Source organism: Pseudomonas argentinensis, assembly GCF_001839655.2.
Lineage (GTDB): Bacteria > Pseudomonadota > Gammaproteobacteria > Pseudomonadales > Pseudomonadaceae > Aquipseudomonas > Aquipseudomonas argentinensis_B.
Genome location: NZ_CP056087.1, coordinates 744,033 through 759,612, shown reverse-complemented (window position 1 = coordinate 759,612; position 15,580 = coordinate 744,033). Strand labels below are relative to the sequence as shown.

The 15,580-nt window shown below is 66.6% G+C and carries 13 protein-coding genes and 2 pseudogenes; 10 read left to right on the top strand and 5 right to left on the bottom strand.

Going from position 1 to position 15,580, the window contains the following annotated elements:
* Positions 1 to 53 precede the first annotated feature (53 nt).
* The gene (locus SA190iCDA_RS03490; RefSeq protein WP_070885010.1) at positions 54 to 785 is read left to right on the top strand and encodes a hypothetical protein; all 732 of its coding nucleotides are present in this window, start codon (positions 54 to 56) and stop codon (positions 783 to 785) included.
* On the opposite strand, the gene SA190iCDA_RS03485 is transcribed toward SA190iCDA_RS03490, so the two are convergent.
* Complete coding sequence (locus SA190iCDA_RS03485; RefSeq protein ID WP_070885262.1) at positions 779 to 1,720, bottom strand: alpha/beta hydrolase; 942 nt, start codon at positions 1,718 to 1,720, stop codon at positions 779 to 781. The genes SA190iCDA_RS03490 and SA190iCDA_RS03485 overlap by 7 nt on opposite strands.
* A 123-nt stretch (positions 1,721 to 1,843) precedes the next feature.
* Between SA190iCDA_RS03485 and SA190iCDA_RS03480 the strand changes: the two genes are divergently transcribed.
* On the top strand, positions 1,844 to 2,440 hold the full coding sequence (locus SA190iCDA_RS03480; protein ID WP_070885009.1) for a DUF6436 domain-containing protein: 597 nt from the start codon (positions 1,844 to 1,846) through the stop codon (positions 2,438 to 2,440).
* 106 nt (positions 2,441 to 2,546) lie between these two features.
* Complete coding sequence (locus SA190iCDA_RS03475) at positions 2,547 to 4,925, top strand: penicillin acylase family protein (protein WP_070885008.1); 2,379 nt, start codon at positions 2,547 to 2,549, stop codon at positions 4,923 to 4,925.
* Positions 4,926 to 4,999: 74 nt separating this feature from the next.
* Here the strand turns inward: SA190iCDA_RS03475 and rpmG are convergent, their stop codons facing one another.
* Both rpmG and rpmB read right to left on the bottom strand, forming a co-directional pair.
* Positions 5,000 to 5,155, bottom strand: a complete 156-nt coding sequence (gene rpmG / locus SA190iCDA_RS03470; RefSeq protein WP_013793373.1) for a 50S ribosomal protein L33 — start codon at positions 5,153 to 5,155, stop codon at positions 5,000 to 5,002.
* Positions 5,156 to 5,165: 10 nt separating this feature from the next.
* The gene (rpmB, locus tag SA190iCDA_RS03465; protein ID WP_013793374.1) at positions 5,166 to 5,402 is read right to left on the bottom strand and encodes a 50S ribosomal protein L28; all 237 of its coding nucleotides are present in this window, start codon (positions 5,400 to 5,402) and stop codon (positions 5,166 to 5,168) included.
* Between the two features lie 381 nt (positions 5,403 to 5,783).
* On the opposite strand from rpmB, the gene SA190iCDA_RS03460 reads away from it, so the two are divergent.
* Both SA190iCDA_RS03460 and SA190iCDA_RS03455 read left to right on the top strand, forming a co-directional pair.
* Entirely contained in the window at positions 5,784 to 7,361 is a 1,578-nt protein-coding gene (locus SA190iCDA_RS03460) for an ABC transporter substrate-binding protein (RefSeq protein WP_070885006.1), read from the top strand.
* Between the two features lie 124 nt (positions 7,362 to 7,485).
* Positions 7,486 to 8,847, top strand: coding sequence for an esterase-like activity of phytase family protein (locus SA190iCDA_RS03455; protein WP_070885005.1), 1,362 nt, complete (start codon positions 7,486 to 7,488; stop codon positions 8,845 to 8,847).
* Positions 8,848 to 8,871: 24 nt separating this feature from the next.
* Here SA190iCDA_RS03455 and radC read toward each other — a convergent pair whose 3' ends face one another.
* Positions 8,872 to 9,546, bottom strand: a complete 675-nt coding sequence (gene radC, locus SA190iCDA_RS03450) for a RadC family protein (RefSeq protein ID WP_070885004.1) — start codon at positions 9,544 to 9,546, stop codon at positions 8,872 to 8,874.
* A 165-nt stretch (positions 9,547 to 9,711) separates the two neighbouring features.
* Here radC and coaBC point away from each other — a divergent pair, with 165 nt between their 5' ends.
* The 4 genes from coaBC to argB all read left to right on the top strand — a co-directional run bounded on the left by coaBC (position 9,712) and on the right by argB (position 14,939).
* A complete protein-coding gene (gene coaBC, locus SA190iCDA_RS03445; RefSeq protein WP_070885003.1) occupies positions 9,712 to 10,920 on the top strand; it encodes a bifunctional phosphopantothenoylcysteine decarboxylase/phosphopantothenate--cysteine ligase CoaBC in 1,209 nt (402 codons plus the stop codon).
* A gap of 31 nt (positions 10,921 to 10,951) precedes the next feature.
* On the top strand, positions 10,952 to 11,407 hold the full coding sequence (gene dut / locus SA190iCDA_RS03440; protein ID WP_070885002.1) for a dUTP diphosphatase: 456 nt from the start codon (positions 10,952 to 10,954) through the stop codon (positions 11,405 to 11,407).
* A gap of 1,211 nt (positions 11,408 to 12,618) precedes the next feature.
* Positions 12,619 to 14,010 (top strand): phosphomannomutase/phosphoglucomutase, encoded by a 1,392-nt coding sequence (algC, locus tag SA190iCDA_RS03435; RefSeq protein ID WP_205881593.1) that lies wholly within the window; start codon positions 12,619 to 12,621, stop codon positions 14,008 to 14,010.
* 23 nt (positions 14,011 to 14,033) lie between these two features.
* The gene (argB, locus tag SA190iCDA_RS03430; RefSeq protein WP_070885000.1) at positions 14,034 to 14,939 is read left to right on the top strand and encodes an acetylglutamate kinase; all 906 of its coding nucleotides are present in this window, start codon (positions 14,034 to 14,036) and stop codon (positions 14,937 to 14,939) included.
* Positions 14,940 to 15,192: 253 nt separating this feature from the next.
* Here the strand turns inward: argB and SA190iCDA_RS03425 are convergent.
* Positions 15,193 to 15,342: pseudogene (locus SA190iCDA_RS03425) on the bottom strand (ABC transporter substrate-binding protein); the annotation flags it as partial.
* Positions 15,343 to 15,357: 15 nt separating this feature from the next.
* Between SA190iCDA_RS03425 and SA190iCDA_RS23300 the strand changes: the two are divergent.
* Positions 15,358 to 15,513: pseudogene (locus SA190iCDA_RS23300) on the top strand (C4-dicarboxylate ABC transporter); the annotation flags it as partial.
* Between the last annotated feature and the right edge of the window lie 67 nt (positions 15,514 to 15,580).

Sequence of the window (15,580 nt, the reverse complement as noted above, 5' to 3'; positions counted from 1 at the left end):
CTCGACAAGCTCCACCTGGCTGCCGAAAATAGCCGCCCCAGACAGGAGTTCGTATGCGCGCGTTGTGTTGTTTCTTGCTGTTGCTCCTGAGCCTGCCGGCAATGGCCGACACCCATGCCGAGCTGTATGAAAAAGCCGGCTGGCCGCAGCAGCGCGCGCATTTCAGCGATGCCCTGAGCGCCGCCCAGGCACGCTATAGCAAGAGCCTGCCGCCGGCGGTGTACCAGGCCCTGGTCGACAACAGCAACCGGCGCTTCGCCGCTCGCGCCATGGACGAGCGCGCCGAGAGCAGTCTGCGCGCAGGCCTCCCCGACCCGGCGCCGGCCCTGCGCTTCTTCGAATCGCCATTGGGCCGCAAGATCGTCAGCGCCGAGCTGCTCGCCACCCGCCCAGACCAATTGGCCAAGTACGCCGACGGCCTGCCGGTCAGCGAAGCCGATGCCACCCGCCGTCTGCTGATCCGCCACCTGGCCCAGGCCCTGCCGGCCAGTGAAGCGGGTGCGGAGATCAGTCTGGCCCTGGCCGGTGTGGCGGCCGACAGCCTCAGCCAGATGATTCCCGGCCTGCTCGGCGGCGGCACTGCGCAAGGACTGCTCGACGGCCAGCGCCAACGGCTGATGGCGCAGATCGACAAGGACCTGGACAACACCCTGCTGCACGTCTATCGCAATCTGTCCGACCCGGAGCTGGAGGAGTTCGTCACCTTCGCCCAGTCCAGCGAAGGCGCGGCCTACTACAAGGCGGCCCTGGCGGCGATCCGCGCCGGTCTGGCGGTGGGTCAGTAAGCGCGGTCCAGCTGCTCGCCGAGATAAGCGAAATAGCGCTGGCGCAGCGGCGCCACCTCGTTGGCCAGATGGTGGCGCGCTTCGGGTAGCCGCAGGATGCGCGGCGCGCTGAACTTGTTCTCGAGCACCGCCAGGTTGTGCCGCCAGTCCACCGTCATGTCCGCCTCGCCCTGGATGATCAGCGGGCTGCGTGTGCAGCGCGGCGCCTGCTCGATGCGCGGCACCCACTGGCTCAGCGCACCGACCCAGAGGGTCGGCACCACCTTGGGCTGCAAGGGGTCGCGGTTGCGCAGGAAATCGAGAAACTCCGGATCGCTGGAATTCTCGCTGAAGCGCCGCGGAATCTCCTGCACGAAACGGCGCAGCAGGCGATAGCTGAGCTGCGACCAGTTCCAGCGCCGCGGCCGTACCAGAGGCGCCAGCAGGATGGTTTCGCCGACCTCGGCCAGCGGCTGGTCGTTGAGCAGGTAGTCGATCAGGATAGCCCCACCCGTGCTCTGCCCGCACAGGTGCCAGGGCGCCGGCAGGCCCAGGGCATCGGCCTGCTGCAAGGCGGCGCGCAGCACGACCTGGTATTCGGCGAAATCCTTGATGCTGGCCCGCGGGCCGCTGGACAGGCCGTGGCCCGGCAAGTCCACGGCGAGCACCGCGAAGCCGGCTTCCAGCGCCCAGTCGATCACATGCCGGTACAGGCCGCTGTGATCGTAATAGCCGTGCAGCAGCAACAGGGTGGCGCGGGGCGCAACGGGGTTCCACAACTGGGCGGCGATACGGTAGTCGTCCACCTCGAACCAGCCCAGCCGGCTCTCGACCGCCTCGCGCGGCAGGAAGCCGTAGAACTGCCGATAGGCCAGCTCTGCAGCCGACAACGGCGCCGCGCTGGCCAGGGGGCGCAGGCTGGCGACCAGCGGTTCGGGTTGGAAGATATCGGACATCGGCAGCATCGACTCTGATTGATTCACGGCAGCATCACCGGGGTGGGCAGCCGGTACAGTGACGATCTTCTGCTGCCAGGCTCGCCATGGCAAGCCACCGAACCACCTACGGAAGCTTCAGGCATGGCCCGTTCCCGCCGCATCACGCCCCTCGCCTGCCTGATCGCCGTCATCTGGCTGGCCGCCATGCTCGCCGCCTTCTGGTGGTTCCAGGCCCATTACCTGCGCCCGTTCGATGAGCGTACCGCGCTGTTTACCGGAGGCGAGCTGCACCTGCCAGAGCAGTTGGCAGGGCCGGGCAAGATTCGCCTGGTGCATTTCTGGGACCCCGCCTGCCCTTGCAACGTTGGCAACCAGCAGCACCTTGGCGAGTTGCTGGAACGCTACGGCGGGCGGGGCGTGCAGTTCTATGCCGTGCAGAAGCCCGGCAGCCAGGGGCAACTGCCGGATACCTTGCGGGCATTGCGATCACTCGCCGGGCTGGCCGGCAGTGAGCGGCTACCCGCCAGCCCGGCCGTGGCGATCTGGGATCGACACGGCCGGCTGGCCTACGTCGGCCCCTACGGCAGCGGCATGACCTGCACCTCCGGCAACAGCTTCGTCGAGCCGCTGCTCGATGCGTTGCTCGACGGCCGCAAGGTGCTGGCGGACAACAACTTGGCGAGCGGTTGTTTCTGCGCGTGGGCAGATGAACACGACGACCGTACCTGGCCTCACTAGCCCGGCCGCTGCAGGTCTGGGGCCGCGTCACGTCCTGAGCCGGTCGCCTTGCAGTCGGCGCGGATTGCCCGCAGCATGGCGGCCCGCGTAAGACAAGGACGGCAGCATGAAACGCTTCCTCATCACCCTGGCGGCCGTGCTGCTGGCGGCCGCTGGCGGTGGCGCCTGGTACCTGCAGGGCAAGCAGCCAGTGCGCGATGGCGAACTGGCCCTGCAGCGCCTCGACGCGCCCGTGCAGGTGCGCTATGACGAACGCGGCGTGCCGCATATCGAGGCGCAGAGCGAAGCCGACCTGTACCGCGCCCTGGGCTTCGTGCAGGCCCAGGATCGCCTGTTCCAGATGGAGATGCTGCGCCGCCTGGCCCGGGGTGAGCTGGCCGAAGTGCTTGGCGCCAGGCTGTTACCCACCGACCGCCTGTTTCGCACCCTGCAGATCCGCGAGCGGGCCGACCAGCAGGCTCGCGAACTGAACTCCGACAGCCCCCACGGCAGGGCGTTGGCCGCCTACCTCGATGGCATCAACCAGTACCAGAACAGCCGACCGGCGCCGCTGGAATTCGACCTGCTGGGCATCGAGAAACGCCCGTTCAGCGCCGCCGATACCCTGTCCATCGCCGGCTACCTGGCCTACAGCTTCGCCGCGGCGCTGCGCAGCGAACCCCTGCTGACGCGCATTCGCGATGAGCTGGGCAGCGACTACCTGGCGATCTTCGATATCGACTGGCACTCCGACGGCGTGATCGACACAGCACTCGGCAACGACGACTGGCGGCTGCTCGACCGGCTCGCCGCCCTGAGCGATCAGGCCCTGGCCGACAGCGGGCTGCCGCAGTTCGAGGGCAGCAATGCCTGGGCGGTGGCCGGTGCCCGCACCGCCAGCGGCAAGCCACTGCTGGCCGGCGATCCGCACATCCGCTTCTCGGCGCCGTCGGTGTGGTACGAGGCGCACCTCAAGTACCCGGGTTTCGAGCTCTACGGCCATCATCAGCCGGCGACCCCGGTGGCCTTTCTCGGTCACAACCGGGATTTCGCCTGGACCCTGACCATGTTCCAGAACGACGACATGGACCTGATCGCCGAACGCCTCAACCCGGACAACCCCGAGCAGGTCTGGTATCAGGGCGGCTGGGTCGATCTGCAGCAGCGCGAGGAGGTCATCCGGGTCAAGGACGGCGCACCGGTGACCCTGCAGCTGCGCCGCTCTCCCCACGGCCCGATCATTAACGATGCCCTGGGCGACAGCGCCGGCACCAGGCCGATCGCCATGTGGTGGGCCTTTCTGGAAAGCGAGAACCCGCTGCTCGAGGCCTTTTACCGCCTCAACCGTGCCGACACCCTGGAAAAGGGCCGCGCCGCCGCCGAGCGCATCCATGCACCGGGCCTCAACCTGGTGTGGGCCAACGCCCGCGGCGACATCGCCTGGTGGGCCGCGGCCAGACTGCCGATACGCCCCGCCGGGGTGAACCCCGCCTTCATCCTCGATGGCAGCACGAGCGCTGCCGACAAACCGGGCTTCCATCCCTTCAGCGCCAACCCGCAGGAAGAGAACCCAACCCGCGGCTACATCGTCTCGGCCAACTTCCAGCCGCTGCCGGCCAGCGGCATCGAGATTCCGGGCTACTACAACCCGCCGGAGCGCGGTCAGCGCCTGAACCAACGGCTGGGCGACCCGGACGTGCGCTGGGATCTTGACAACAGCCAGGCCCTGCAGCTGGATACCGGCACGGCCTATGGGCCACGGCTGCTGGCGCCGATCCTCGACGACCTGCGCGCCGCAGCAGCGGACGGACAGGAACGGCAGCTGGTCGAGGCCCTGGCCGCCTGGCAGGGCGATCACCCGCTGCAATCGTTGCCGGCGACCCTGTTCAACCAGCTCATCTATGAGCTGGGCCGCGCCACCCTGGAACCGCGCCTGGGCGCCCAGGCCTTCGAGCAACTGCTGTCGACCCGGATGATCGACAGCGCACTGCCGCGCCTGAGCGCCGATGCGAACTCGCCCTGGTGGGCGCGCGCCGATGGCCAGCCACGCAGCCGCGCCGAAGCGGTGGCCGAGGCCTGGCGCGCCACCCTGCAGCACCTGCGCGCCACCCTGGGCGACGACCCGGCGCAATGGCGCTGGGGCCAGGCCCACACCCTCACCCACCAGCACCCGTTGGGCGTGCAGTGGCCCCTGGATGCGCTGCTCAACGTCGGCCCGCTGCCAGCGCCGGGTGGCCACGAGACGCCCAACAACCTGTCGCACCGCATTGGCGCCGCGCCCTGGCCGGTGGGCTACGGACCCTCGACGCGTCGGCTGATCGACCTGGCCGATGCCGACCATAGCCTGGGCATCAACCCGCTGGGCCAGAGCGGCGTGCCGTTCGACCGCCACTACAGCGACCAGGCCCAGCGCTTCATAGCCGGCGAATACGTGCCGCAACACCTGAGTGCCGACGACGTAACTGCCAACACGCGCAGCACGCTGACACTGCGACCGGCGCCCTGAACGATCAGCGGCGCGCCAAATCGCGGGCATGAAAAAGCCCGCCATGGGGCGGGCTTTTCGAGTCAGCCGATCAATTACTTGATCTTGGCTTCCTTGTACGCAACATGCTTGCGGACGACCGGATCGTATTTCTTGATCTCGATCTTGTCCGGAGTGGTGCGTTTGTTCTTGTCGGTGGTGTAGAAGTGGCCGGTACCGGCGCTGGACACCAAACGGATCAGTTCACGCATGACAGTCTCCTTAAACCTTTTCGCCGCGAGCACGAAGCTCGGCCAGCACTACGTCAATACCACGCTTGTCGATGATGCGCATGCCTTTGGTGGACAGACGCAGACGGACGAAGCGGTTTTCAGACTCGACCCAGAAGCGGTGATGCTGCAGGTTCGGCAGGAAACGACGACGGGTTTTGTTGTTTGCGTGGGAAATGTTATTCCCGGTTACCGGACCCTTACCGGTAACTTGACAGACTCTCGACATACCTCAGCCCTCTAAAACCACATGCCCAACCCGGCATGGGTTGGCCGCTTAATCTCTGTTTTTCGGCGCTGGGCGCCGCGTTTCTTCAGGGTCTTACCGGTGATAGATCGCGATCAAGCAACCGGGCCCCTAGAAAAGAGCGCTGCTTTATACCAGAAAACCCCCACAGCAACAAGCGCGAACGCACTATAAAATACCGGCCGTTCGGGCGCTGAGCCCCAGGCGGCGGGCATGGGCGCGAACGACCGCTCGTCGCCGTATTGCGTTGTTAGCCTGCATCTTATCGTTTAGGGTCTGTCCACGCGTTAACGCGACCCTCTCCCCCTCAGCCTTCTCACCAGCGGCCCGCCGGATGCGCGCCGTTTCGTTCAGGAGATCACCATGCGCCTTGCCCTGTTGCCGCTGCTCGTCGCCCCGCTGTTCGCCCAGGCCGCGACCCTGAGCGTCTGTACCGAAGCCAGTCCCGACGGCTTCGATGTGGTGCAGTACAACTCCCTGACCACCACCAACGCCTCGGCCGACGTGCTGATGAACCGCCTGGTCGAATTCGACGCCGCCAATGGCAAGCTGGTGCCCAGCCTGGCCAGCAGCTGGACGATCTCCGACGACGGCCTGACCTATACCTTCACCCTGCGCCCGGACGTATTGTTCCACCGCACCGACTATTTCAAGCCCAGCCGCCCGACGCTGGAAGCCGATGACGTGCTGTTCAGCTTCCAGCGCATGCTCGATGCCAACCACCCCTGGCACAAGACGGCCACCAGCGGCTATCCCCATGCCCAGTCCATGCAGTGGCCCGCGCTGATCAAGGCGGTGGAGAAGGTCGACGCCCACACCGTGCGCGTCACCCTGAACAAACCGGACGCGACCTTTCTCGCCACCCTGAGCATGGGTTTCGCCTCCATCTATTCCGCCGAGTACGCCGACCAGCTGCTCAAGGCCGGCACGCCGGAGAAGCTCAACAGCCAGCCGATCGGCACCGGCCCCTTCGTGTTCCGGCGCTTCCAGAAGGACGCCGCGGTGCGCTACACCGCCAACGCCGACTACTTCGCCGGCAAGCCAGAGGTCGACAACCTGGTCTTCGCCATCACCCCGGATGCCAACGTGCGCCTGCAGCGCCTGCGCCGCGGCGAATGCCAGATCGCCCTGTCGCCCAAACCGGTCGACGTCGAAGCGGCGAGCCAGGATGCGGGCCTGAGCACGGTGAAGACCGCCGCCTTCATGACCGCCTTCGTGGCCCTCAACAGCCAGCATCCGCCCCTGGACAAACCCGCCGTGCGCCAGGCGATCAACCTGGCGTTCGACAAGCGCAGCTACCTCAAGGCGGTGTTCGAAAACAGCGCCGAGCCGGCCAACGGCCCCTATCCGCCGAATACCTGGAGCTACGCCAGCGACCTGCCGGGCTACGACCATGACCCGCAGAAGGCCCGCGAGCTGCTCAAGGAGGCCGGACTGGCCGGTGGCTTCAGCACCACCATCTGGACGCGCCCCTCGGGCAGCCTGCTCAACCCCAACCCCAGCCTCGGTGCACAATTGCTGCAGGCCGACCTGGCCGCGGTCGGCATCAAGGCGCAGATCCGGGTGATCGAGTGGGGCGAGCTGATCCGCCGCGCCAAGGCCGGCGAGCATGACCTGCTGTTCATGGGCTGGGCCGGCGACAACGGCGACCCGGACAACTTCCTGACCCCGCAGTTTTCCTGCGCCTCGGTGGAGTCCGGCCTGAACTTCGCGCGTTTCTGCGATGCCAGGCTCGACACGCTGATCGCCGAGGGCAAGGCGCTCAGCGACCAGGCCAAGCGCAGCGCGCAGTACCAGGACGCCCAGGCGATCATCCAGCAACAGGCGCTGTGGCTGCCCCTGGCCCACCCGACCGCCTACGCGCTGACCCGCAAGGGCGTCGAGGGTTACAGCGTGAGCCCCTTCGGCCGGCAGGATTTCTCCCGGGTCAGCGTGCGGTAACCGCAGCGGGCTGCCCCCCTGGCGCAGGGCAGTCCGCTGTCGATAAAGCATGCCGGTGGCTGTCACCGGCATGACATACGGCTGCCGCACCCTGTTGGCTTTTAACCGCAGGGGATCCTCTGGCATGCGTCGCACTCTTCGCCTTCACACCCTTCTCGCCGGTACGGCCTGCTGGGCCTCGTTCGCCATTGCCCAGGACAGCGCCACTGCCTACCCCGCCACCCTGGCCGGCCATGCAGTGATGCCGGCGGCAAGCTTCATCCAGCCGCCCGCCGATGCGCCGGCGGACTTCGCCATCAGCGGCAAATTCTCCAGCGGCCAGCGCAACGAGCAGGTCGGCAGCCTGCAAGGCCTGTCGGCCAATCGCCCCACCGGTATGTCGCTGCCTTTCGACGGCCAGCCGCTGCAGGGCCACTCCGGCATCAAGCACATGCCCGATGGCAGCTTTTGGCTGCTCACCGACAACGGCTTCGGCACCAAGGCCAACTCCGCCGATGCCATGCTCCACCTCAGCCATTACGCCATCGACTTCCAGCGCGGCGACTTCAAGCGGCTGGACACGGTGTTTCTCAGCGACCCGGACAAGAAGGTGCCATTTCGCATCGTTCACGAGGGCACGCCGGCGCGCTACCTGAGCGGCGCGGATTTCGACCCGGAAAGCTTCCAGCTGATCGGCGACTCCATCTGGATCGGCGACGAGTTCGGCCCCTACCTGATCAAGACCGATCTGAAGGGCCGCGTGCAGGCAGTGTTCGACGTCGAGGCCGACGGCGAGCCGGTGCGCTCGCCCGACAACCCCGCCGTCACCACCCCAGCCTGGCCAGCCGACGCGATGAACTTCCAGGTGCGCCGCTCCAAAGGCCTGGAAGGCATGGCCGCCGCCAAGGACGGCAGCAAGCTTTATGCACTGCTGGAAGGCCCGCTGTGGGACGCGGCCAGCCAGGGTGCCGAGCAACGCGATGGCCAGAGCGTGCTGCGTGTGCTCGAGTTCGACGTCGCCAGCCAAGCCTGGACGGGCCGCCACTGGTTCTACCCGCTGGAGCAACCCGGCCACGCCATCGGCGACTTCAACATGATCGACGCGGCCAGCGGCCTGGTCATCGAGCGCGACAATGGCGAAGGCACGGCGGACAAGGCCTGCCCGCCGGGCGAAAAGGGCCCCACCTGCTTCTCGGATATCGCCCGCTTCAAGCGCGTCTACAAGGTCGCCTTCGACGACAGCAACGTCGGCCAGGCCGTGCGCAAGGTCGGTTACATCGACCTGCTCGCCATCAAGGACCCGCAAGGCATTGCCCGCAAGCCACTGAACGATGGCGTGCTGACCTTTCCTTTCTTCACCATCGAGAACGTCGACATCGTCGATGGGCGCCATATCCTGGTCGGCAACGACAACAACCTGCCGTTCTCCAGCAGCCGCGAACCGAACAGGGCTGACGACAACGAACTGGTGCTGCTGGAAGTCGGCGAGCTGCTCAAGGCCCGCTAACGCGGGCCGGCCAGGCGAGCGCTGTTACATCCAGCCATGCTCGACCATCGACAGCGGCTCGCCGTCACCGACGATGAAATGATCGAGGATGCGCACCTCGACCAGCGCCAGCGCCTCCTTGAGGCGCTGGGTCAGCACCTTGTCGGCCTGGCTCGGCTCGGCGACGCCTGACGGGTGATTGTGGGTGAGGATCAGCGCCGCGGCATTATGGGCCAGGGCGCGCTTGACCACCTGCCGCGGGTAGACGCTGGCGCTGTCGATGGAGCCGTGGAACAGCGCCTCGAAGGCCAGCACCCGGTGCTTGGCATCGAGAAACAGGCAAGCGAACACTTCGTGGGGCTCATGGCGCAGCTGTGCCTTGAGGTAGTCACGCACCGCCTGGGGGCTTTCCAGGGCCGAGTCGCGGCGCAGTTGCTCGGCCAGGTGACGACGGCCCATTTCCAGTACCGCCTGCAGCTGGGCGAACTTGGCCGGGCCGAGCCCCAGGTGTTGGCTGAAGGACGGCAGGTCGGCCTGCAACAAGGCGCGCAGGCTGCCGAAATCGGCGAGCAGGTGGCGGGCCAGGTCCACCGCACTCTGCCCGGCCACACCGGTACGCAGGAAGATCGCCAACAGCTCGGCGTCGGTCAGGCTGGCCGCCCCCTGGGCCAGCAGCTTTTCCCGCGGGCGCTCTGCCGCGGGCCACTCACGAATGCTCATCAGGCATGCCCTACCCAGCCAATTCCCACCGCCGTTGCGCTCGCCCGGCGCGCCGCTGCTCCCCTGCTGCCGCTGTGCTATCGTAGCCCGGTTTTTCGCAGGGCGCCGGGCCTGGGGAGGTCTCGGTCATCTGCGTCTGTAACTACACACGACAAAGGCAGAGTTATGCAGCGGCTGTATCGCAAACGCATCATCCTCGGCGTGGGTGGCGGCATCGCGGCGTACAAGAGCGCCGAGCTGGTCCGCCGCCTCAAGGACCAGGGCGCCGAAGTGCGCGTGGTCATGACCCAGGGTGGTCGCGAATTCATCACCCCGCTGACCCTGCAGGCGCTGTCCGGCCACCCGGTGCACCTGGACCTGCTCGACCCGGCGGCCGAAGCCGCCATGGGCCATATCGAGCTGGCCCGCTGGGCCGACCTGGTGCTGATCGCCCCGGCCACCGCCGACCTCATGGCGCGCCTGGCCCAGGGCGTCGCCGATGACCTGCTGACCACCCTGGTGCTGGCCACCGATGCCCCGGTGGCCCTGGCGCCGGCGATGAACCAGGCGATGTGGCGCGACCCGGCGACCCTGGCCAACGTCGAGCTGCTGCGCAGCCGCGGCCTGAAACTGTTCGGCCCGGCCTCCGGCAGCCAGGCCTGTGGCGACGTCGGCCTGGGCCGCATGCTCGAGGCCGATGACCTGGCGCAACTGGCCGCCGACTGCTTCGAACACCGGGCACTGAGCGGCAAGCACGTGCTGATCACCGCCGGCCCGACCCAGGAAAATATCGACCCGGTGCGCTACATCACCAACCACAGCTCCGGCAAGATGGGCTTCGCCCTCGCCGAAGCGGCGGTGGAAGCCGGCGCCAAGGTCACCCTGATCAGCGGCCCGGTGCACCTCGCCACGCCGGATCGGGTCACCCGCATCGACGTGGTCAGCGCCCGCGACATGCTCGCCGCCTGCGAAGCGGCGATGCCCTGCGACATTCTCATCGCCGCCGCCGCGGTCGCCGACTACCGCCCGGAAGTTGTCGCCCAGCACAAATTGAAGAAAGACCCCAACAGCGGTGATGGCCTGCTGTTGCAGATGGTGCGCAACCCGGACATCCTCGCCACCCTGGCGCACCGCGACGACCGGCCGTTCAGCGTCGGCTTCGCCGCCGAGACCGAGAACCTGCTGGAGTACGCCTCGCGCAAGCTCAAGGACAAGAACCTCGACCTGATCGTCGCCAACGACGTGGCCAACCCGAGCATCGGTTTCAACAGCGAGGACAACGCGATCACCATCATCGATCGCGGGCTGCAGCAGACCAGCTTCGCGCAGACCAGCAAAGGCAAGATCGCCCGCCAGCTGGTGAGCTTCATCGCCGCGCAGCAACCCAAACACTGACCTTCATTCCCACGGAAGCCCTGATCGCCCCATGCACGCCCTACAAGCCAAGATCCTCGACCCCCGCCTCGGCAGCGAATTCCCCATGCCCGCCTACGCCACGCCCGGTTCGGCCGGCCTGGACCTGCGCGCCATGCTCAAGGAAGATCTGACCCTGGAGCCGGGCCAGACCGTGCTGATCCCCACCGGCCTGGCCATCCACGTCGCCGACCCGGGCCTGGCGGCATTGATCCTGCCGCGCTCGGGCCTGGGCCACAAGCACGGCATCGTACTCGGCAATCTGGTCGGCCTGATCGATTCGGATTACCAGGGCGAGCTGATGGTGTCGTGCTGGAACCGCGGCAACACCGCGTTCAAGATGGTCATCGGCGAGCGCATCGCCCAGCTGGTGCTGGTGCCGGTCATCCAGGCGCGCTTCGAGCTGGTCGAGGAATTCGACGACAGCGAACGCGGCGCCGGTGGATTCGGCCACTCGGGTAGCCACTGAAACACCCCTAGATCGCCAGGAGACGTCGGATGAAAGGCTTCAAACGCGCGCCCAAGGAAGACCACCCCGGCGATTCGCACTCCAGCACTCGCGGCCGGTCAATGGCTGCTGCCGACCTGCTGCCCGGCGCGATCGCTGCCACCCTCGGCGTGGCCCTGGCTGGCGCCATCCTGTGGTTCGCCGCCGTCAGCCCGGCCCAGCAGTTGCAGCAGCAACAGCTCAGCCAGGCCTGGGGCAGCGGCCAGGCGGCCAGCCTGCAGCAGGCCCTCAAGCAACTCAGCGCCGACACCCTGGCCGCGGCGCGCAACCCGGCCCTGGCCGAGGCGCTGCAAAGCGGGGACGATGCCCAGCTACGCAATGCCGAGAACGGCCTGCGCTACTGGAATGGCGTGGTCGATGCCCAGCTCAACCTGCCCGGCCAGGCGGTCCCGGACAGCTCGCGCAGCGCGCCGATGAATTTCGCCGCACTGGACCTGCTGCGCCGCCTGGAGGCCGGTCAGGCGCCAGCCGTGGAAGCCTACCGGGTCGGTGAACGCTGGCTGGCCTACAGCGTCGCGCCGGTGCGCCAGGACGATAAACTGCCCATGGCCGGCACCCTGCTGCTGGCCGTCGACCTCAACCGCCTGCTCGGCAACCTGCCGCCGCTGCCGGCGGACGTCGGGCAGATCCAGCTGGTGCAGCGCTTCGACGCCGGCGCCGCCCAGGTGCTGGCCCAGCGCGGCCAGGCCGAGGGCACGGCCCAGGCGTTCGCCACCGGCAACCCGCACTGGACGCTGAACTTCACGCCGGCCGCAGGCCTCGGCGCCTCGGGCCTGTCGCCCCTGCTGCTGGGGCTCGCCCTGCTGGTTGCACTGATCGGGGCGCTGGCCGGGCTCTATCTGGCCAACCGCCGTCTGCAGCAGCGCCTGGCGCACGACGTTGCGCAATTGGCCGAGCTGGTAAAAGAACTCTCCGCGGGCAAAGCCGTCAAAGCCTTCAGCTTGAGCTTGCCCGCCCTGAACAACCTGGCGCAGAACCTGAGCCGACTGCCCCGTCGCGCCCAGGAACCCGTGGCGACCCGCCCGGACTCCGTCGCCAGTGAAACACCCAGTAGTCGCGTCGCAGCCAAGCCGGCGGATTTCGTGAATCCGCTGTTTCAAGACACCGATATTCTCGATATCGACATCCTCGACGACGACCAGGATCTCCTGGGACTGGAGCAGACACCGATCATGACCGCGCCGCAAGCCCCAAAACTCCCAGCAGACATCTTCCGAGCCTATGATATTCGCGGTGTGGTGGGCGCTGGCCTGACCCCGGAAACCGCCTACTGGATCGGCCGCGCCATTGGTTCCCAGAGCCTGGCCGAAGGCGAGCCGAACGTGGCCGTTGGCCGCGACGGTCGGCTGTCCGGCCCAAGCCTGGTGGAGCAGCTGATACAGGGCGTGGCCGACAGCGGCTGCCAGGTCAGCGACGTCGGCATGGTGCCGACCCCGGTGGTCTACTTCGCCGCCCATGTGCTGGCCGGCAAGACCGCGGTGATGCTCACCGGCAGCCACAACCCGCCGGACTACAACGGCTTCAAGATCGTCATCGCCGGCGACACCCTGGCCAACGAGCAGATCCAGGCGCTGAAAACCCGTATCGACACCAACGATCTGAGCAGCGGTGAAGGCAGCGTCGAACGCGTCGACCTGCTGCCACGCTATCTGGAGCAGATCCGCAGCGACATCGCCATGGCCAAGCCGCTGCGCGTGGTGGTCGATTGCGGCAACGGCGCCGCCGGGGTGATCGCCCCGCAGCTGATCGAAGCACTGGGCTGCAAAGTCATTCCGCTGTACTGCGAGGTCGACGGCAACTTCCCCAACCACCACCCGGATCCGGGCAAGCCCGAGAACCTGGTCGACCTGATCGCCAAGGTCAAGGAAGAGAACGCCGACGTCGGCCTGGCCTTCGACGGCGATGGCGACCGCGTGGGCGTGGTCACCAACACCGGCACCATCGTCTACCCGGACCGCCTGCTGATGCTGTTCGCCAAGGACGTGGTATCACGCAACCCAGGCGCCGACATCATCTTCGACGTCAAATGCACCCGTCGCCTGACCCCGCTGATCAGTGGCTACGGTGGCCGCCCGGTGATGTGGAAGACCGGCCACTCGCTGATCAAGAAGAAGATGAAGGAAACCGGTGCCCTGCTGGCCGGCGAGATGAGCGGCCACGTGTTCTTCAAGGAGCGCTGGTTCGGTTTCGACGACGGCATCTACGCCGCCGCACGCCTGCTGGAAATCCTCAGCCAGGACAAGCGCACCGCCGAGCAGGTGTTCGCAGCCTTCCCCAACGACGTGTCGACCCCGGAAATCAACGTGCAGGTCACCGAGCAGACCAAGTTCCCGATCATCGAGCGCCTGCAGCGTGAAGGTCAGTGGGGCGAAGGCAGTGTGACCAACCTCGATGGTGTGCGCGTCGATTACCCCAAAGGCTGGGGCCTGGTGCGCGCCTCCAACACCACGCCGGTGCTGGTGCTGCGCTTCGAAGCTGAAAGCCAGGCCGAGCTGGAGCGCATCCAGGAGCTGTTCCGCTCGCAGATGCACCGCGTCGCCCCTGACGTCCAACTACCGTTCTGACCCGTCCAGCACTGGAGCCCCGCATGACCCTAGAGCGTGAAGCCGCCACCAACGTCGCCAAGGTGCTGTCCGAAGCACTGCCGTACATCCGTCGCTTCGTTGGCAAGACCCTGGTGATCAAGTACGGCGGCAACGCCATGGAAAGTGATGACCTGAAGGAAGGCTTCGCCCGGGACATCGTGCTGATGAAGGCGGTGGGCATCAACCCGGTGGTGGTTCATGGCGGCGGCCCGCAGATCGGCGACCTGCTCAAGCGCCTCTCCATCGAAAGCCACTTCATCGATGGCATGCGCGTCACCGACGCGGCGACCATGGACGTGGTGGAAATGGTGCTCGGCGGCCAGGTCAACAAGGACATCGTCAACCTGATCAACCGCCATGGCGGCAGCGCCATCGGCCTGACCGGCAAGGATGCCGAGCTGATCCGTGCGCGCAAGCTCACCGTCAGCCGGCAGACGCCGGAAATGACCCAGCCGGAAATCATCGACATCGGCCACGTTGGCGAAGTCACCGGGGTCAATACCGACCTGCTGAACATGCTGGCCAAGGGCGACTTCATCCCGGTGATCGCGCCGATCGGCGTGGGCGCCAATGGTGAGTCCTACAACATCAACGCCGACCTGGTGGCCGGCAAGGTGGCCGAAGCACTGAAAGCCGAGAAGCTGATGCTGCTGACCAACATCGCCGGCCTGATGGACAAGCAGGGCGAAGTACTTACCGGCCTGAGCACCGAGCAGGTCAACGAACTGATCGCCGACGGCACCATCTACGGCGGCATGCTGCCGAAGATCAAGTGCGCCCTGGAAGCGGTACAGGGTGGCGTGACCAGCTCGCACATCATCGACGGCCGCGTGCCGAACGCGGTGCTGCTGGAGATCTTCACCGATGTCGGGAACGGCACCATGATCAGCAACCGCAAGCGTCCCTGACCGCGGCTGGTGAAACGAAAACGCCGGCTCTAAGCCGGCGTTGTCATTTCTGTAGCATCAACTCGCGGCGGCTTTATCGGCTCTGACTGCTAGGTGACGAAAGCAGACGGCCGCGTACTCGTAGGAGGGGCCGGGCGGCGATCCGCTTTAGCCCCGAGCTCTTTGTTTGCCTTGATAAAAAACTCGCGGCTAAAGCCGCTCCTACGCAATCGCTGAGTGTCTGCTTCCGCCCATCAACGAATCGCGCAGATATCCTCTCGTTGGCCTCGGCGTATTCGTGCAGGCGCGCCAGGCAGGCCTTCTGTTGCTCCCAGACCCTTTGCGCGGCAGGATCGGCGGCGGTGGCGTCGACCACTTCGACCGAGACGTCCTTGAGCCTGGCGAGCACGTCGTCCGGCAGGCGCCACGCCCACACCAGCCGCTGTGCTTCTCGCTGTTCTACCTGCGCGGCGTGACGCCGTGCTCGGTGGTAGCGTGGGGTGATTCCGTTCATCATCCAGTTGATGACGTCGGTCATCACCTCCAGTTCCCGGCGCTGATCACCTGGCTTCCGAACCAGGTCTACGGTTCGTAAACTGCCAGGCAACGCAAAACGCCCGTTTCGACGGGCGTTTTTTTAATGGCACTGGCGAACCTCGCCG